Origin of the sequence: Campylobacter concisus (genome assembly GCF_003048775.2) — a bacterium.
GTDB lineage: Bacteria > Campylobacterota > Campylobacteria > Campylobacterales > Campylobacteraceae > Campylobacter_A > Campylobacter_A concisus_I.
Genome location: NZ_CP049272.1, coordinates 599321 through 616059 on the forward strand (window position 1 = coordinate 599321; position 16739 = coordinate 616059).

Genomic DNA, 16739 nt, shown 5'->3' on the forward strand with positions numbered 1-16739 from the left:
TTCCTTAAATTTGATGTTAAAGTAGCGCTTCGATTTTGCCTTCAAGCTCACGTATGCGTTGTCTTAGCTTGTCGTTTTCTAAGCGGTACTGGGAATTTCTTGTGCGAAGCGAGGTTACGTCGTTTTTAGTTTTGTTTAGCTCATCTGTCAAGATGTCGATGTTGCCTAGACTTCGCTGAAGTTGGATCTGAAATTTTCTTATGACGACCTCGGTGTCTTGGAGGTTATTTTTCATAAAATCTTTTGTTGCACGCTCTTTTTTTAGAAGCGTTTTGAAGTAAAAAACCATGACGGTTAGGTAGATCGCAGCACAAACAAGAGCGGTAAAAACGATCCACTCGCCTATCATTTGGCTTCCTTAAGCTCTATTTTTTTGACTCTTCTTTCGTGTCTGCCACCTGCAAACTCTGTCTTTAAAAATGTTTCAAGTGCTGCTGTAGCCACGCCAGTTCCGATAACCCTTGCTCCAAAAGCAATGACGTTTGCATCGTTATGTTCTCTTGCAAGTCTAGCGGTAAATTCGTCGTGACAAAGGGCGCACCTTACGTTTTCATGCCTGTTTGCGGCTATTGATATGCCAATACCTGTGCCACAAATGAGTACGCCGTAGTAGTTAGGCTCAAGCTTGCTTGCTAGCAAATGCGCATAATCAGGGTAATCAACGCTATTTTTGTCACTAGTACCAAGGTCAATGACTTCATAACCAAGCTTTTTTATGGCTTCTTTTAACTCTGCCTTAAGCTCTACTCCAGCGTGATCACAAGCGATAAAAATTTTATCTATTTTCATGAAAAATCCAATAAATTTTTTGCAGATTATAGTGAAAGTTGCATTAAAATAAAATTTTGCTTGCATATGATAAAAAGGCTATAATTTGTGAAATTCTTAAAAGGGAAAAATATGAAAAAGACGCTCTTTTTAATGGCTTCAGTGCTAGCCTTTGCAAATGAAAATTTGATAGAGATCTATACAGATCAAACCATAATCACTCAAAAATTTAGCGACGCAAATAGCTCTTTTAGCGCCTTTGTGCCAGAAGGTGTGCAGAGTGAGAGCATCACTATAAATGGGGATTGTGACGTGAATGCTTATCTAAAAAAGATCAGCGAAGAAAATAGCCCAAGTTACATAAAATGGAAGCAAGAAGTTGTAAATTTAAGTAGTAAGATTGAGGCGCTAAATGCAAGAGGTAGGTTTATAGAGCAAGCTTTGATAGGAGAAAACAAAAGTAACGATGTGACAAAAAGAGCTGATGAGTTTTATAAATTTAGCCTAGAAAATATCGAGAAAATCTCAGCTGCTAAAAGTGAGCTTGAAGTGCTTAAAGAAAATGAGCCAAAGAGCGAGATGGCTGGATTTTTGCAGCTTGATATGAAATTTGCTTGCAGTCCAAAAGAAGCGACGCTTTCATATATGGATGATGATGCCCCAAAGACGCTAAATGAAATTTATGCAGACACAAAAAACAAAAAGATCTTGATAAAACAAGAAATTTTACTCAGCAACCCATATGCTAGCGATGTTAAAAATTTAAAGCTCGCCATCTATCCGACCAGATATCAAAAAGCGCTTGCTCCAAGCAAGTTCTACCCTTGGTACGAGGAGAGTGAGGTGGGGACTGATGGTTACGGCGCTTCAAAAAATATGCTAAAAGCTGCGAAAGTCACTGCTGAGGTCGCTGATATGCGTGTGCAAAGAGATGAAAATGAGTTTGCCAAAATTTGGAAGATAGATGGGATAAATTTAGCAAAAGGCGAGAGCAAATATATAACTTATGACACGCAAAAAATGGATGCAAATTTTAGCGTTTTTGCTGATTTTTACGGCTCGCTAAAGGCATATAACGTAGCTAGCTTTAAGCTAAATGATGATCTAACGCCAGCTAAAACGCAGTTTTACGTTAATGGCGTGAGTGTTGGTAGTCCTAGCGAGTTTGAGATAAAAGCTAAAGATGAGGCCTCTCAGCTCTTTTTAGGACAAAACGAGCTAATCGAGCTTAAAAAAGAGCGCTTAAATAAATTTAAAAAGAGCTCGCTTCTTGGCAAAGAGCGCATAAGCGAAGAGGGCTATGAGATAAGTGTCAAAAATAACTCAAGCAAGAGCGTTGATATCACTTTGGTCGATCGTGTGCCAGTCTCTGCTGACGAGGCGGTAAAGGTCGAGATAAAGGGCTTTGATAAAAAAGATATCAGCAAAGATGGCAAGGTGGAGCTTAAATTTAGCCTTGCACCAAAAGAGGAATTTAAAAAAGAGTACTCTTATAAGATCACAAAGCCAAAAATTTAGAGCAAATTTGCTCTAAATTTAGCCATTTATAAAGGTACTTGCGATATCTAAAACGTATCTTGTCGGATAAAAGATAGTATCTTTTAAAGGCGAGACGAGGATGATGATAAGGATGACAAAGCCATATCGCGAGATGGCCTCTAGCTTTTCAGCTAGTGCGTGAAAGCCAAAATTTCTAAGCGCATACTCGAGCGCGTGAAAGCCATCAAGTGGCGGGATCGGATAGAGATTAAAGATGGCTAACATCAAATTTAAAAGTGCAAGCGTAAATAAAAACTGAAGTAAAATTTCAAAGGTTTCTATATTTAATAAAGCTTTTAGCACAAAAAGTGACAAGATGCCTAAGATGACGTTGTAGCAAATGCCAGCTAGACTTACGTAGATAGCTGCCTTATATCCGCCATTTCGCACGACTGTGTAGGTATTTACAGGCACTGGTTTTGCCCAGCCAAACATCATACCAGTGCTTAGGTAAAGCACCAGTGGCACGATGATAGTGCCAACTGGGTCGATATGTTTTATAGGGTTTATGCTAAGCCTACCAAGATTTTTTGCGGTGTTGTCGCCAAATTTATAAGCGACATAGCCATGAGCGATCTCGTGACCGACGATGGCGATTATTAAAGAGATGACGATAGTGGCGACTTTGACTATATCTATGTTATCAATGAAGCCCATCTACTTCGCCTTCTTTTAGAGCTTTGTTAGTGAAAAATTCGTCATTTTCTATCGTATTTACAAAGCGTCCGATACGCTCCCAGCGCACATTGTAGTTCCTGTCCCAACTAAAATATATAAACCAAGGCTGACCAACTATATCTTTATAAGCCACGCTTCCCCAAAAACGGCTATCGTTTGAGTGATCGCGGTTGTCGCCTATCATGAAGTATTCGTCTTTTGGCACTTTTACGTAAAATGCATTAAGGTTAAAATTTGGATTTTGCGGCAATGAGCTAATGGACACTGGCTTCATAAAAACACTATCTTTGTTTGTATTTAGCATGAAAACCATCTGCTCAAATAAATTTACATTTTCGTCATAGTGGATGCCGCTAAACCTATATGGCTCTTTTATGAAAAGTTTGCCATCAAGCTCGGCTATATCGCTACATGAGTAGCCAAATTTACTCTCTTTACCATTTAAATTTTCACGGCAGTTTGCCTTTATGAAATTATCTCCCTCTTTTGGACGCAAATACAAGGCTTTTTCGGTAAATACTATCTCATCTTCGCTTGTGGCAAAGCAGCGTTTTACAAAGTGGGTCTTTTCGTCTTTTGGATAACGAAAGACGACTATATCTCCTCTTGCTGGGCCATCACCTGTTACGAGATGTCCATTATCGTTTAGCTCAGGTAAAATTTTTACTTCAAGCCATGGAATTCTTGGTGTTGGTATACCATAAACAAATTTTTTGGCGAATAAAAAATCACCAACCAAAAGCGTATTTTTCATCGAACCAGACGGAATAACAAAGGCTTGAGCTATGAAAAATATAACAAAAAGCACGATGATGACCGTGCCAGTCCAGCTCGAGCAAAAGTCATAAAATTTAGTAAAAAATTTTTTCATTATTAGGCTCTTTTGTGGCTAGCTATCTTAGCTTGGGCTGCAAGGATTGTGTTATTTAAAAGCATCGCAATCGTCATCGGACCTACGCCCCCTGGAACTGGCGTGATGTATGAGCATTTTGGGGCAACCTCGTCAAAATCTACATCGCCTACAAGTCTGCCATCATCAAGTCTGTTTATGCCCACATCAACGACTACTGCGTCATCTTTTACCATGTCAGCCTTTAAGAAAAATGGCTTACCAATGGCTGCGACGATAAGGTCAGCATTTTTGCAAATTTCTTTTAAATTTTTAGTCTTGCTGTGAGTGATCGTAACTGTTGCTGAAGCGTTTAGAAGTAAATTTGCCATAGGCTTGCCAACAATGTTGCTTCTACCGATCACTACTGCATTTAGCCCAGCTACTTCTATGCCATACTCTTTTAAAATTTCCATCACGCCAAGCGGTGTGCAAGGCACAAAACCATCTAGCCCACTAACAAGTTTGCCGACATTTACAGCGTGAAAGCCATCTACGTCTTTTGCTGGATTGATCGTTGCTAAAACGGTATTTGTATCTATATGTTTTGGAAGTGGCAACTGTACCAAGATGCCGTGGATACTATCGTCTAAATTTAGCACATTTATAAGTGCTAGAAGCTCTGCTTGGGTTGTATTTTCGCTTAGACGGTGAGCTACACTTTTTATGCCGTATTCGTTGCAGGCTTTTTCTTTGGCTCTAACGTATGTTTGAGATGCTTTGTCTTCGCCTACTAAGATAACAGCTAGGGTTGGTTCTACGCCAAATTTTTTTAGTTCTTCAGCTCTTACTTTTACGCTTTCTTTGACCTTTAAAGATACGGCTTTGCCGTCTAAAATTTTCATATTGGATCCTTATTTAAAAGCTTTTTTAATCACAAGGGTGGTATCATACCTAAAATTAAATTAAAATTTTTAAAGAGAGGTTTATGCGGTCTGTTTTTTTGTTTTTGCTTTTTTGTGTGGCGATTTTTGGGGCTGATTTTATCACAAAGACCGAATACGCCAAGATGCTCTACCTAAATCCACGTGGCATAGGATGCGACAAGTGTCACGGCACAAAGGGCGAGGGCAGTCTCATATCTAAATATAAACACTTTGATAAAAAGGCAAACAAAACGGTCGATGATGAGCTTAGAGCACCAAAGATAAATGATATAGATTTTGAAAGCTTTAAATCCGCTTTAACTAAGCCAAAAGGCGTCATGCCAAGCTACTTTTTGACAGACGAGGAGACTACGATTCTTTATGAATACATTACAAATAAGATAAATACTCCTTCAAAAGCAGCAAAAGCGCAAAATTTGGGCAAGCCAGTTTCCACTGATACGACGCAAAAACAGCCAGAGCAATCTGCCAAAGCCGCCCCTGCTACAAAACCAGCAGAACCAGCTAAAACTGCCCCTGTAAAACCAGCTGAGTCAGCAAAAACTGCTACTACACAAGCACCAAAGTCGCCAGTAAAACCAGCTGCAAACCTAAAAGATAATCAAAAGACAAATTTAAAAACACAAAATCAAAAGGATAAAAAATGACAAATAAAGAGGCATTTAGCGAAGCCAAAAAATATATCCCAGGTGGTGTAAATTCACCTGTTCGTGCATTTGGCAGCGTTGGAGGCGAGCCTGTGATGATAGATCACGCAAAGGGAGCTTATCTATACGACGTCGAGGGTAAAAAATATCTTGACTTTATCCAAAGCTGGGGACCGCTCATATTTGGCCACTGCGACAAAGATATAGAAGAGGCGATCATCTCTGCTGTAAAACAAGGCGTATCTTACGGCGCCCCCTCTCCAAAAGAGACCGCTCTAGCAAAGCTAATATATGACGAGTTTAAGCAAATAGATAAAATTCGCTTCGTTAGCTCTGGCACAGAGGCCACTATGAGCGCGATAAGAGTGGCTAGAGGATATTCTAAAAAAGACGGACTAATAAAATTTGAAGGCTGCTATCACGGACACAGCGATGCACTTCTTATCAAAGCAGGAAGTGGCGCAACGACATACGGCAACGCTTCAAGCAGCGGCGTGCCACAAGATGTTGTGAAAAACACCTATTTAGCAGTTTATAACGATATAGAAAGCGTAAAAGCCATCTTTGAAAACAATAAAGACAAAATAGGCGTCGTCATAATTGAGCCTATCGCAGGAAATATGGGGCTTGTGCCAGCTAATAAGAAATTTTTAGAAGAGCTTAGAGCGCTTTGCGATAAATTTGGCGCTGTGCTCATTCTTGATGAGGTTATGAGCGGCTTTAGAGCTTCTCGCCTTGGCTCATATCCATTTCACGAAGTGGACGCTGATCTCATCACATTTGGCAAGGTTATAGGCGGAGGTATGAACGTCGCTGCATTTGGAGGTAAGACTGAGATAATGGACTGCTTAAGTCCAGATGGCGCTGTCTATCAAGCAGGCACGCTAAGTGGCAACCCAGTAGCGATGAGTGCTGGCATAGCGGCGATTTCAAAGATAAATAGTGATCCAAATTTATACGCTAGACTCGAAAAGCTTGCCCTAAAACTAATGGCTGGCTTTAAAGAGGCTGCAAAGAGTGCTGGTATCACCATCCAAACTGATGTTCGTGGCTCGATGTTTGGCTACTTTTTTACAGATCATGCCGTGAAAAACTACGACGATGCGTTAAAGAGCGATACAAAACTCTTTGCTAAATTTCACCAAGCGATGCTTAAGCGTGGAATTTATCTAGCGCCAAGTCAGTTTGAAACTGGATTTGTCTGCGATGCGATGAGTGAAGCTGATATCGATCTAGCGGTAAGTGCAGCTAAAGAGGCGTTTTTGGAGATAAAAGCCTAATGGCAAAATTTAAGATAAAAGATATCGTAGCGGGGGCTGAGCAGCTAAGCCTTGGCGTTTCAATCGTAGTTGCGATCTTACTTGGCACTGGACTAGGGTATTTTGTAAAAAAGGCTACAAATTTCACGCCAGCACTTTGGATAGGCTTTGCTATTGGCATCGCAGCTGCTATTTTAAATGTCTATAAAGCCTACAAAGCACAGATAAAAAGCTTAGATGAGCTAAAAGATGAAAGTAGATACAAAGGCTACACAAAAGACGATAATGAGGACGATTAGCAGGCTTTTGATTTGCTATTTTGCGCTTTGGCTGGCTCTTAGCGCGGTTGGCAAATTTGTATCATTTTCATTTTTTATAAGCTCACAAATTTCATTTTTTGCCTCGCTTATCATCCTAACGGCTAGCTTTTTTGCCTATAAAAATCGCATAAACTCAAGGCTAGAAAATGCAAGAGATGAAATTTTAGCCAAGATAGAAGAAGAGGATGAAGAAAATTTGCCCCAGAGGGAGGCAAAAGAGTTTAGCCTAAAAGATGAAAAAGCAAGGCTAAAAAAGCAGAAATTTTCATTTAAAGATAGAAGCTTTGTGGCAGCTTTTATGCCTTATCGCTTGGTTGCGTATGCGATACTTTTTTTTGGATTTATATTTTTAAAAAATGAAAATTTACTAAACGTGCCTGGCTTTTTAGTTGGGCTTGCTCCGATGCCAATTGGCGCATTTATTTTTGGGCTTATGGAGAATAAGTTTAATACCACAAAGGATACTGATGGCAAGTAGCTTTAGGATCATCCGCTCGATGGGACCGCTATTTTTGGGCATGAGTTTGCTTTTTATCGGAAATGGCCTAGTCATCGCATCTTGTAGCGCACTTCTTAAGCAAAATGGAGTGGGTGAGCTAGAGATTGGATTAATCAATACAGGCTTTTTTGTAGGCGCGTTAATTAGCACCATTACAGCTCACAGAGTCATCTCAACTACTGGCCACATAAGAGCCTTTGCCATCTTTTCAGCCATTTTTGCAGTCTCAGCTATGCTTCATGCGGTAAATCAAAATTTAGCATTCTGGGCGATCTTGCGTGCATTTTTGGGATATTGCTACTACGCGCTTTTGATGGTTATAGAAAGCTGGCTAAATGCAAAAATTCCAAATAAAATAAGATCTCGCGTGATAGCCTTTTATGAAGGCGTTTTTTACACGAGTTTTGGACTTGGCATTTTGATCTTGGCGCTTAATCTTAATACCTTTGAAATTTTCATAATAAGTGCAGCTTTTATCATGCTTTCAAGCATTCCATTAAATTTGATCCGTATAAATCAGCCTCAAATCCCAGAGCGTCAGCCCATAAATATCCCAAAAATTTTTGGTATCGTCCCGCTCGCTCTTGTTGGAGCGCTAATTGCGGGCTTAGCAATAAATGGCTTTTTTTCGATGGCAAGCCTTTTTGTTTTACTTCAAGGATACGGCACAAAAGAGGCATCGTTTTTTATGACAGTTGCGATGATCGGAGGCTTTTTAGCTCAAGTTTTTATCGGTAGTTTTTCTGATAGATATGGTAGAAGGCCAGCTATTTTGCTTTGTAGTAGTGTAGCTTTAATAAGTGCGGTTTTGTTTTTACTAAATGGCAAAAATTTAACGGTTGAATATCTGCTTTCATTCTTTTTTGGAGCTGGAATTTTTTGCACATATGGACTTTCTTTAGCTAGAGCAAATGACGAGATCACAGACAAGACAAAGAGCGTGCAAGTCGCACGTGCTTTGTTATTTAGCTACTCTTTGGCTTCGCTTTTTTCGCCGCTTCTTATGAGCTATGCGATGAAAATTTTTGGAGCATTTGGCTTTATCTATGTCTATTTGGTTCTTTTTGCTGGGCTTATTTTATTTGCACTAACGCAAAAGACAATACCACAGCACATGAGAAAAGAGTACAACGACAGGCTCGTTGCAAGAACGGCTGGCATCGCTACTATTGAGCAAAATGGAAATTTTGCCGATAGAAAAAATAAAAAGTAAAAAATGAACGTAGGAAATTCTTTGAATATATCAAATACTTCGGTTCAAACTGGACAAAATACTGCTCAAAATGTGCCAGTTCGTAAAAATGAAGGCTCGCTTTTTAAAAATCAGCCAAGCGTACAAACGCCTAGTGAGCAAAGCGTTTCAGAGACACTTGATAATGTTGGAAAACTCGTTGCAAGAGTGCTTGATGATCTAAAAAGCGCTTCAAGTCTTAGCAAGGCTGAACAAATTTTATCTCAGGCAAAAGATACGAAAATCGCTCCAAATTTAGCGGGCGAGCTATCAGACCTTGCAAAAAGTTTAGAAGCAGAAGCAGCGCAAAATGAAAATAGTGAGATAAAGAGCCTTGCACTAAAGCTAAAAGAATTTCTAAAACCAATAGCCGATCTAAAAGCCGGCTCACTAAATGATCAGATCAAAAACTCAGGCGTAATGCTTGAAGCAAATTTAAAAGACGCACTTAGCCCAGAGAAGCTTCCAAGCTCGGTTCAGAAGCTACTAAGCGATATAAAAAATCTCTCAAGCGGGAATTTACTAAATCAAATTTTAACCCTAAGTGATGAAAAATTAGACAATCAAAATTCTTTTTCAAAACTTGCTTCTATACTTGAAAAAGCGAGTAGTGACGCAAAAAATATCCTTGATAACTCAAGCATAAAAACTCTCTTAAAAGATGTTGATAAGCTTGATAGTGTGGTTAAATTTTTAGATAAAAATTTTTCAAAAGATCAAAATGGCGAGCTAGTAAAAAATCAAATAGGCAAAATGCAAAATTTCATCTCAAATTTAAGCGAGAAAGTCGCAAGCCTGGCAAATGAAAAGCTAAATCAAAATTTTGGTTTTAGTCAAAATCACAAAGAGCTAAAAACTATCCTTGATAGCATAAAAAACGATCTAAAAACGCTAAATAACATAGGCGATGAAGCAGGGCTTGTAAAAGCGTTTAATGAGATGAGCGATGTTTCAAAGGATGGCAGCTTACAAGATAAGCTCCAAAGCGCGGCGAGGCGTCTTGCTCATAGCCTAAGTCTTGCTGATGCTAAGGCAAGTTTGGCTAAAAATGAGCTAAGTGAGAGCAAGGCGCTTTTAAAGCAGTTAAATCTCGCCACAAACGATATAAATAACATTACGACTAAAAATAGCAGCGAAATTTCAAAGGTGCTAAGCCAAGATATAAAAAGTACGCTTTTAAATATTAGTGAAAAGAGTCAAAATCCGCAAAGCGTAAATGCTGCAAATAAGATGATTTCGCAGATCGAGATGCATCAAATGATATCAAGCCTTCAAGGCGGGATTCAAACTTATATGCCTTATATTTGGGATGGCGTTGAGGGTGGAAATATCGCATTTAAGCAAGGCAAAAAGGATAAATTTTACGCTCAGATCGATCTAAATTTTAAGAAATTTGGACAGATAAATGTGATGGTTGGACTTATTGATAAAAGGTACATTGATCTTTCGGTAGCTACGCAAACAAATGAGTTTAAGGAGCTAATCCTTTCAAACTCTAGCGAATTAAAACAAGCAATATCAAAGCTTGGACTCATAGTTTCAAACTTTAATATCAAAACTTTGTCAAAAGTAAAGCTAAATGATAGATTTAAAAAATTTGGTGGCCTTGATGTGGGCTTTGATAAGAAAATTTAATGCAAGTAAATAAGAAAAAAGCAGTAGCTCTTGGCTACAACAGATCTAAAGATAATGCTCCAAGAGTGCTGGCTAGTGGCGCTGGCGAGATAGCAAATAGAATAATTGATCTTGCAAAAGAGCATGATATACCGATCAAAGAGGATCCTGATCTTATTGAAATTTTAAGCAAGGTTGAAGTTGATCAAGAAATTCCACCAAATTTATATAAAGCTGTTGCTGAAATTTTTAGCTTTTTGTATAAGATCACAAAGAAATGATCTATAAATTTGCTTAAAAATTAGCAAGGCATATAAAGAGTGGCAAGGATATTGACGATATACAAAAAGTGGCGTAAGCTAAATATTAAATTAAAATTTTAAAGGCTATTTGTGGCACAAAAATTAATATTAATAGGGGCATCTACTGGCGGGCCTGGGCATTTAAAAAAGTTACTAAAAAACGTAAAACTAAATGGAGCTATCATCGTGATAGCCCAGCACATGAATAAAATGTTTATAAACTCTTTTGCTATGCAAATTGGAAAAGAGTGTGGCTTGGATGTTGAAATTTTAAATGAGAGGAAAATTTTAAAAGAAAATACCGTATATGTCTGTGAACAAAATGTAGTGGTGTCACCAAATTTACCGATCAGTGCAAAGCCAAATACAGAAGAAAAGACTATATATACGCCAAATGTTGATGTGCTGTTTAAATCTGGAGTTGGAATTTGTAAAAGCGCAAGTGTCCTAGCTATCTTGCTAACTGGCATCGGAGATGATGGTGCATCTGGGCTTGATAAACTTTATAAGGCTGGAGCAAAATGTATAGCTGAAAATGAAGAGAGCGCGATAGTTTATGGTATGCCAAAACGTGCAAAAGAGCTAAATCAAAGCTTAAAATCATTAAATCTAACTATGATAAAAAAAGAGCTGGAGGATTTTTTAAATGCTATTAACTAATGACGCAAAAGATACAAAAACAATGCAAACAAATACTTCACAAGATATGGATAGTTTTAATGAATTTATGAACGTTATCAAAACCCTTTGCGGAGTTGATCTGGAGCCAAAAAGAGATATTACATTGCAGCGAATTACCATTTTTATTAGAGATCGTCAGATAAAAAGCTTTAAAGATCTTGTTTCGATGATAAAATATAACTCAAGCTTGCGACAAGACATTTTAAATCTAGTAACTGTAAATGAGACTTATTTTTATAGAGAGTTGCCTCAACTTAAAGACGTGATATATTACGCAAAGGAGCTTGGAGGAGCTAGAATTTTGTGTGCTCCTTGCTCCACTGGAGATGAGTCATATTCGCTTGCAATGCTTGCTTATGAGATGGGATTTAAACAGCATGAAATTTCAATCGTAGGTATAGACATAAACTCAGAAGCCATAGCAAGCTGTCAAAATGGTATTTTTAGTGAGAGGAGCTTGCATAGATTAAGCGATTTTCAAAAAGAGAGATTTTTTACAAAAGTCGATGATAAATTTAAGATAAAAAAAGAAATTTTACCAAGGTGTGAGTTTAAAATTTTAAATGTTTTTGATGACGCTATTTTTAATCTAGGAAAATTTGATATCGTGCTTTCAAGAAATATGATGATCTATTTTGATGATGATTTTAGATTAAAATGTGTTGAGAGGCTTCATAAATTGCTTAAGCCAGAAGGTAGGCTTTATGCTGGGCACGCTGATCTTGTGCCTTACACTCCAGCTTATGAAAAACGCTTTTCAAATGGAACTACTTACTATCTAAAAAAATAAAAATTTGCCAAGTCGCCTTTTAACTTAGGCGACTTAATTTAAAATCAATTACCTTATTTTGTAGCTTTTTAATACTATGTGATAGTAAAAAGCCCCTACAAAAAAGAGGCTTCCCATAAAACTTGCAATCATCTCAACGCTAAGTCCAATATCATAAAGCAGACCAATGATAAATGAAATAAGAGCGCTAAAGCCAAGAAAAACCATATCGTTATATGCAATCACTCGGCCATAAAATTCTTTTTTGCAGTTTTGCTGAAGCATCGTATAGGTGTAGCTCCAAAGACTTGATGTGCAAAATCCAGCGAAGATAATGCCAATAAGCGATAGATAAAAATTCCAAAGTGATAAAGCCCAAATAATGATACCAAGGCCTTGACCGATATATACGAAAATAAGCGTATTTTTATTTATAAATTTACTAAGTATGGCTGGAGCAAACATAAGTGAAATGGACCTTGAAGTATTTAATAATCCTATAACTAGCGATGTCGAGAGTAAATTTGCATATTTGTAATCAGCTAAAAGTGCGATCAATGCGTCATAAGCGGTAATGCCAACAAAGGCGTGCAAAAATATAAGGTGCACGATAAGTCTGTTTTCTTTTAAATACACAAGTCCATTTTTTAGCATTTTTAGTGGTTTTTCTATAAATTCTGGCTTTAGACCTTGCAAATTTAAAAAATATAAAAATCCAAAGCTAAAAATGTATAGTATGCCATCAAGCAAAAATGCGCTTTTTATCCCAAAGAAGTGTATATAAACTCCAGCAAGCCCCATGCCAGCAGTGTATGAGACCGCCCAGATGATAGAGTGGATCTCATTTGCGAGTTTGAGATTTTCTTTGCTTAAAATTTTTGGCAGTACGCTCATCTCTACTTGAAAATACATTCCGCCAGTGCCATTTCTAACAAAAATGATGAGTAAAAGTAGCCATAAAAAATCAAGTGAGTCTATAAAAAGAAGCATAAAAACGCTTATCGTCTCAACTGCCATCATGATGACAAGCATCGGTTTTGGGCTAAATTTATCAACTAAAATTCCACTAAAAGGAGCTATGACAACACCTGGGATAAATGCCATCGCTGCACTTAGTGTAATCGCCCAAACAGGAGCGTCAAGCTTAATAAGAAGGGTAAAAATACCTGTGTGCGAAAACCATACGCCAAAATAGCATATAAGCTGAATGATACTTAAGAGGCGAAAATTTTTCTCTTCTTTTAAAAGTTTAAGATATTCTTTCAACTTATTGATTCCACATTAGCGTTATTTGCTCTATTTTCGTTTCATCTGGGATATCGTTTAGGCTTGTTGCCTCTTTGGTAAGTGGATTTTTTAGTGTGATTAACATATCGTGGCTATCTATTTTTAGATAGATATTGTTTTTGTCACTACTAAATTTAGAGATAACAAGAGAATTTTTTATATCTTTGAAATTTGATTTAAGGCTGATATTTTCTGGAGTTTTAAACTCATTTGAATAAATTTCAATGCTTGTGATAATGCCATTTAGCAAGGTGTATTCAAAAATTCTTTCATTTTTGTTTGTCACGATGTAGCTGTTTTCTTTTTTTGTGTCATCTCGTTTTATGTTTTTTGAGCCGTAAATTTTTATAACATCTCTATTTGCTGATTCGTTTGTCAGCTCTGCAAAAAAGCCTTTGCCAAAGAGATTTTTTTGATCTTTATCTTTTTTATATCGTCCGCTTATGTGAGCATTTTTACAAATTTTATCGTTTGCTACTAGAAAAATTGCATTATTTATCCTGTGTATGCTTAGAGCAATGCCTTTTTCATCTAAAAGGTAAAAAATTCCTTTGTCGTAAAGTAGCTCAGAGCTAAACTCGCAAAGTGGCGAGCCATTTTTTAATGATGAATAAAAACTTATTTTCGCACCATTTTTGCTTGGTACGATTACAATGTCTAAAAAGTTATCTTTATTTTTAAATTTATAAAATTTGGCAAAAAAACTATCTTTGTAAGCTTTGTTTACCGGCTCAAAATTATAAATTTGAGCTAGTACGCCAACTCGCTTATTTTTCTTGTCATCAAGTTGAAGAAGTGAGTTTTTATTTGGCGCAAAGTAGCTAAGATTGCCATTTTCATCTTTTAAAATGATAGCACTATCATCAACATCAAATGTACCATTTTTTTCAACCAAGCTTACTTCTTTATCCATAGTAAGCATTGTTTTTGTGTAGGTTTTGTCTTTATTTAACGTGATGATAGTTTTTATGCCTTCGCAGTTTGGGCAAGGCAAAATAGTGTGAAAACTACTATAAATTGAGTTTGGAAGTATTAGCTTTTCTGGCTTTTTGGGTGTATTTGCTTGAGCTAGTGGTTTGTCTTCTTTTACTGTATTTTGTGTGTTTTGTTTTGGCTCTAAATTTTCATTTTTTGCGCAGCCAAGGATGAAAAATGAGATAAGTATGGCAAAAAGATATTTCATTTGCAACTCCTTAAAAATTGCAAAATTATATCATTTTGCCTTTAAAATTTATTTTACGCGTTTAAAGATGTATTTATCTTTTAGCTCGCCAGTGACCTCTTTTTGATCCATATCTAGCATTTTTAGGTTCTCGCCTTCTATTTTATAAAAGCTCTTTTCTTTATACTCATCAATCGTTGTTATCACACCATTTTCGATTGAGTATTTACCTTTACTAACGGCTTTGTAATTGTCTTTTGACTTGTAGTCCATCACGCTTTCAAACGTACCATCTTTTTTTAATGTTAAGCGTGAATCAACACCCATGCAACTAGCGCAAGGTAAAAATGCTTTATAAGTGCCCTCGATGCTGCTAATTGGAGCTTCGCAGCTACCTTTTACTTCACATTTGCCTTGTGGGACATTTGTGTTTTGGCTAGATGAGGCACAACCTGCCAAAAGTAGAGCCGCACTTAGTGCAAATATAAAATTTTTCATGCTAATCCTTTTTGAAAATAAAATTTAAAATGTATTATAATACTTAAGAAAATAACAAATTATAAATTAAAGGAGTAAAAATGCAAATCGAAGCATTTGGCGTTTTAGTCGTGGTTCTGGTTATCTTTGCGTTCTTGTTTTTAAGGGCTGGCATCAAGATCGTCTCACAAGCTGATAATCTGCTCATCGAGCGACTTGGTAAATTTCACAAAGTGCTTGACGGCGGATTTCACATAATCATCCCATTTGTCGATCAAATAAGAGCGATAATCACCGTAAAAGAGCAGCTTGTAGATATCACAAAACAGCAAGTCATCACAAAAGATAATGTTAATATAAGCGTCGATGGTATCGTCTTTTTAAAGGTATTTGATGCAAAAATGGCGGTTTATAACGTAGATAACTACAAGCGTGCCATTGCAAATTTAGCCATGACTACGCTTCGTGGCGAGATAGGCGCGATGAATCTTGACGATACGCTAAGCTCACGTGACCGCTTAAATGCTGCGCTTCAAGTGGCTCTTGGCGACGCTGCTGGCAACTGGGGTGTAAAAATCATGCGTGTAGAAATTTCTGAAATTTCTGTCCCACTTGGTATCGAAGAGGCGATGAATATGCAGATGAAAGCTGAGCGTGAAAAACGTGCGATTGAGCTAAAAGCCTTGGCTGAAAAAGAGGCACTAATACGCAACGCAGAGGCGCTAAAACAAGAAAAAGTGCTTCAAGCAGAGGCGATCGAGCGTATGGCTGATGCGAAAAAATACGAACAAATCGCTATTGCAACGGCTCAAAAAGAGGCTATGGATATGATAAATGATAGTATGAGCAAAAACGCAAATGCGGCTGAATTTTTGCTCGCTCGCGATAGAGTCGGGGCATTTAGCGAGCTAGCTAAAAATAGCTCAAAAGATAAAATTTTAGTCCCTTATGAAGCGACTGAGCTTATTGGTTCACTTAGCGTTTTGAAAAATTTCCTAGCTAAGGATAAGGCGTGATCAGTCCTTTTATAATGATAGCAATCGGTGTGGTTTTGTGCATCACCGAGTTTATCTTTTTCTCGTTTTATTTGCTATTTTTTGGCATAGCTTTTATAGTAGTTGGAGCTATAAATTTTGGTTTTAGTTTTGCTTGGAGCTATCAAATTTTAATTACGGCAGCGATTGCGATCGTGCTCCTTGTGCTTTTAAAAGCGCCGTTAAAGAGTAAATTTATGTCCAGAAAAGAGAGCTTTAACGAGGAATTTTTAGACGAAGCCGGAGTTGGCGAGATCAGAGAAAATATGGTCTATTTCAAAGGCACACTTTGGAAATATGACGGAAATTTAGCTAACGGAGAGAAAGTGACGGTTCTTGGCACCAAAGGTGACAAGGTTATATTAAAATAAAGTGCCATTTGGCACTTTATCTATTTTGCGTGAGCTGGGCAGCCTGCTGGCATTTGCTCATGCATCGCCCCTTGCATGCCATGATGTGGGCAGCTTGGCATATTTTCTTGCATCATTTTTTGATGATGAGGGCAACCGCAACCTTCGTGGCTTGCTGGCTTTGGCTCATTTTTAGCACAACCAACTAAAAATAGTCCGCAAATAATGGCAAATACTATCTTTTTCATAACTCGCTCCTTTAAAGAATTTCTCACATTTTAGCCTTTAAAAATTAATTTTTCATAACGCCTGATTTATCATATTTAAAAGCATTTTTGGCTAAACT

The 16739-nt window shown here is 37.5% G+C and carries 21 protein-coding genes; 12 read left to right on the forward strand and 9 right to left on the reverse strand.

The genetic code is table 11. The features are described from left to right. Positions 1-16: 16 nt before the first annotated feature. On the reverse strand, positions 17-349 hold the full coding sequence (locus CVT17_RS02990) for a hypothetical protein (RefSeq protein ID WP_002939538.1): 333 nt from the start codon (positions 347-349) through the stop codon (positions 17-19). After that, positions 346-789, reverse strand: coding sequence for a ribose 5-phosphate isomerase B (gene rpiB / locus CVT17_RS02995; protein ID WP_107858652.1), 444 nt, complete (start codon positions 787-789; stop codon positions 346-348). Before rpiB ends, CVT17_RS02990 begins: the two co-directional genes overlap by 4 nt. A 111-nt stretch (positions 790-900) precedes the next feature. On the opposite strand from rpiB, the gene CVT17_RS03000 reads away from it, so the two are divergent. Continuing rightward, on the forward strand, positions 901-2286 hold the full coding sequence (locus CVT17_RS03000; RefSeq protein WP_107858622.1) for a DUF4139 domain-containing protein: 1386 nt from the start codon (positions 901-903) through the stop codon (positions 2284-2286). 18 nt (positions 2287-2304) lie between these two features. On the opposite strand, the gene CVT17_RS03005 is transcribed toward CVT17_RS03000, so the two are convergent. From CVT17_RS03005 to folD, 3 genes are read right to left on the reverse strand one after another with little or no spacing between them, the layout of a single operon-like run. Then, complete coding sequence (locus tag CVT17_RS03005) at positions 2305-2964, reverse strand: site-2 protease family protein (protein ID WP_107858623.1); 660 nt, start codon at positions 2962-2964, stop codon at positions 2305-2307. Continuing rightward, positions 2951-3856, reverse strand: a complete 906-nt coding sequence (gene lepB, locus CVT17_RS03010; RefSeq protein ID WP_107858624.1) for a signal peptidase I — start codon at positions 3854-3856, stop codon at positions 2951-2953. The genes CVT17_RS03005 and lepB overlap by 14 nt, the downstream gene beginning before the upstream one ends. 2 nt (positions 3857-3858) lie before the next feature. Then, positions 3859-4719: a bifunctional methylenetetrahydrofolate dehydrogenase/methenyltetrahydrofolate cyclohydrolase FolD gene (folD, locus tag CVT17_RS03015; RefSeq protein WP_103641344.1), complete on the reverse strand. Its 861-nt coding sequence runs from the start codon at positions 4717-4719 to the stop codon at positions 3859-3861. 83 nt (positions 4720-4802) lie between these two features. Here folD and CVT17_RS09520 point away from each other — a divergent pair, with 83 nt between their 5' ends. From CVT17_RS09520 to CVT17_RS03060, 9 genes are all read left to right on the forward strand, one after another. Further along, on the forward strand, positions 4803-5408 hold the full coding sequence (locus tag CVT17_RS09520) for a c-type cytochrome (RefSeq protein ID WP_103641343.1): 606 nt from the start codon (positions 4803-4805) through the stop codon (positions 5406-5408). Then, the gene (gene hemL / locus CVT17_RS03025; protein ID WP_107769628.1) at positions 5405-6688 is read left to right on the forward strand and encodes a glutamate-1-semialdehyde 2,1-aminomutase; all 1284 of its coding nucleotides are present in this window, start codon (positions 5405-5407) and stop codon (positions 6686-6688) included. Before CVT17_RS09520 ends, hemL begins: the two co-directional genes overlap by 4 nt. After that, the gene (locus tag CVT17_RS03030; protein ID WP_107769627.1) at positions 6688-6966 is read left to right on the forward strand and encodes an AtpZ/AtpI family protein; all 279 of its coding nucleotides are present in this window, start codon (positions 6688-6690) and stop codon (positions 6964-6966) included. Before hemL ends, CVT17_RS03030 begins: the two co-directional genes overlap by 1 nt. After that, positions 6917-7465 (forward strand): hypothetical protein, encoded by a 549-nt coding sequence (locus CVT17_RS03035; protein ID WP_230853314.1) that lies wholly within the window; start codon positions 6917-6919, stop codon positions 7463-7465. The genes CVT17_RS03030 and CVT17_RS03035 overlap by 50 nt, the downstream gene beginning before the upstream one ends. After that, positions 7455-8699, forward strand: coding sequence for an MFS transporter (locus CVT17_RS03040; RefSeq protein ID WP_107858626.1), 1245 nt, complete (start codon positions 7455-7457; stop codon positions 8697-8699). The genes CVT17_RS03035 and CVT17_RS03040 overlap by 11 nt, the downstream gene beginning before the upstream one ends. Positions 8700-8720: 21 nt before the next feature. Further along, a complete protein-coding gene (locus CVT17_RS03045; RefSeq protein WP_196373578.1) occupies positions 8721-10352 on the forward strand; it encodes a flagellar hook-length control protein FliK in 1632 nt (543 codons plus the stop codon). Continuing rightward, a complete protein-coding gene (locus tag CVT17_RS03050; protein ID WP_021090972.1) occupies positions 10352-10612 on the forward strand; it encodes a FlhB-like flagellar biosynthesis protein in 261 nt (86 codons plus the stop codon). Before CVT17_RS03045 ends, CVT17_RS03050 begins: the two co-directional genes overlap by 1 nt. A gap of 111 nt (positions 10613-10723) precedes the next feature. Further along, positions 10724-11293 (forward strand): CheB methylesterase domain-containing protein, encoded by a 570-nt coding sequence (locus tag CVT17_RS03055; RefSeq protein ID WP_107769623.1) that lies wholly within the window; start codon positions 10724-10726, stop codon positions 11291-11293. Continuing rightward, complete coding sequence (locus CVT17_RS03060; RefSeq protein WP_107769622.1) at positions 11280-12104, forward strand: CheR family methyltransferase; 825 nt, start codon at positions 11280-11282, stop codon at positions 12102-12104. Before CVT17_RS03055 ends, CVT17_RS03060 begins: the two co-directional genes overlap by 14 nt. A 48-nt stretch (positions 12105-12152) precedes the next feature. Here CVT17_RS03060 and CVT17_RS03065 read toward each other — a convergent pair whose 3' ends face one another. The 3 genes from CVT17_RS03065 to CVT17_RS03075 are packed head-to-tail and all read right to left on the reverse strand — an operon-like array spanning position 12153 to position 15030. Continuing rightward, positions 12153-13349, reverse strand: a complete 1197-nt coding sequence (locus CVT17_RS03065) for an MFS transporter (RefSeq protein ID WP_107769621.1) — start codon at positions 13347-13349, stop codon at positions 12153-12155. Between the two features lies 1 nt (position 13350). Further along, positions 13351-14553 (reverse strand): copper resistance protein NlpE, encoded by a 1203-nt coding sequence (locus CVT17_RS03070; protein WP_107769620.1) that lies wholly within the window; start codon positions 14551-14553, stop codon positions 13351-13353. A 48-nt stretch (positions 14554-14601) separates the two neighbouring features. After that, the gene (locus tag CVT17_RS03075) at positions 14602-15030 is read right to left on the reverse strand and encodes a copper resistance protein NlpE (RefSeq protein WP_107769619.1); all 429 of its coding nucleotides are present in this window, start codon (positions 15028-15030) and stop codon (positions 14602-14604) included. 80 nt (positions 15031-15110) lie between these two features. Here CVT17_RS03075 and CVT17_RS03080 point away from each other — a divergent pair, with 80 nt between their 5' ends. Continuing rightward, on the forward strand, positions 15111-16025 hold the full coding sequence (locus tag CVT17_RS03080) for an SPFH domain-containing protein (RefSeq protein WP_107769618.1): 915 nt from the start codon (positions 15111-15113) through the stop codon (positions 16023-16025). Beyond that, positions 16022-16414 (forward strand): NfeD family protein, encoded by a 393-nt coding sequence (locus CVT17_RS03085; protein WP_021090625.1) that lies wholly within the window; start codon positions 16022-16024, stop codon positions 16412-16414. The genes CVT17_RS03080 and CVT17_RS03085 overlap by 4 nt, the downstream gene beginning before the upstream one ends. 20 nt (positions 16415-16434) lie before the next feature. Here CVT17_RS03085 and CVT17_RS03090 read toward each other — a convergent pair whose 3' ends face one another. Next, positions 16435-16641 (reverse strand): hypothetical protein, encoded by a 207-nt coding sequence (locus CVT17_RS03090; RefSeq protein ID WP_107769617.1) that lies wholly within the window; start codon positions 16639-16641, stop codon positions 16435-16437. Positions 16642-16739 lie beyond the last annotated feature (98 nt).

Bases quoted from the DNA above. Each gene is read 5' to 3' on its own strand.
- CVT17_RS02990 (WP_002939538.1), bottom strand. From the start codon at position 349: ATGATAGGCGAGTGGATCGTTTTTACCGCTCTTGTTTGTGCTGCGATC.
- rpiB (WP_107858652.1), bottom strand. From the start codon at position 789: ATGAAAATAGATAAAATTTTTATCGCTTGTGATCACGCTGGAGTAGAG.
- CVT17_RS03000 (WP_107858622.1), top strand. From the start codon at position 901: ATGAAAAAGACGCTCTTTTTAATGGCTTCAGTGCTAGCCTTTGCAAAT.
- CVT17_RS03005 (WP_107858623.1), bottom strand. From the start codon at position 2,964: ATGGGCTTCATTGATAACATAGATATAGTCAAAGTCGCCACTATCGTC.
- lepB (WP_107858624.1), bottom strand. From the start codon at position 3,856: ATGAAAAAATTTTTTACTAAATTTTATGACTTTTGCTCGAGCTGGACT.
- folD (WP_103641344.1), bottom strand. From the start codon at position 4,719: ATGAAAATTTTAGACGGCAAAGCCGTATCTTTAAAGGTCAAAGAAAGC.
- CVT17_RS09520 (WP_103641343.1), top strand. From the start codon at position 4,803: ATGCGGTCTGTTTTTTTGTTTTTGCTTTTTTGTGTGGCGATTTTTGGG.
- hemL (WP_107769628.1), top strand. From the start codon at position 5,405: ATGACAAATAAAGAGGCATTTAGCGAAGCCAAAAAATATATCCCAGGT.
- CVT17_RS03030 (WP_107769627.1), top strand. From the start codon at position 6,688: ATGGCAAAATTTAAGATAAAAGATATCGTAGCGGGGGCTGAGCAGCTA.
- CVT17_RS03035 (WP_230853314.1), top strand. From the start codon at position 6,917: ATGAAAGTAGATACAAAGGCTACACAAAAGACGATAATGAGGACGATT.
- CVT17_RS03040 (WP_107858626.1), top strand. From the start codon at position 7,455: ATGGCAAGTAGCTTTAGGATCATCCGCTCGATGGGACCGCTATTTTTG.
- CVT17_RS03050 (WP_021090972.1), top strand. From the start codon at position 10,352: ATGCAAGTAAATAAGAAAAAAGCAGTAGCTCTTGGCTACAACAGATCT.
- CVT17_RS03060 (WP_107769622.1), top strand. From the start codon at position 11,280: ATGCTATTAACTAATGACGCAAAAGATACAAAAACAATGCAAACAAAT.
- CVT17_RS03070 (WP_107769620.1), bottom strand. From the start codon at position 14,553: ATGAAATATCTTTTTGCCATACTTATCTCATTTTTCATCCTTGGCTGC.
- CVT17_RS03075 (WP_107769619.1), bottom strand. From the start codon at position 15,030: ATGAAAAATTTTATATTTGCACTAAGTGCGGCTCTACTTTTGGCAGGT.
- CVT17_RS03080 (WP_107769618.1), top strand. From the start codon at position 15,111: ATGCAAATCGAAGCATTTGGCGTTTTAGTCGTGGTTCTGGTTATCTTT.
- CVT17_RS03090 (WP_107769617.1), bottom strand. From the start codon at position 16,641: ATGAAAAAGATAGTATTTGCCATTATTTGCGGACTATTTTTAGTTGGT.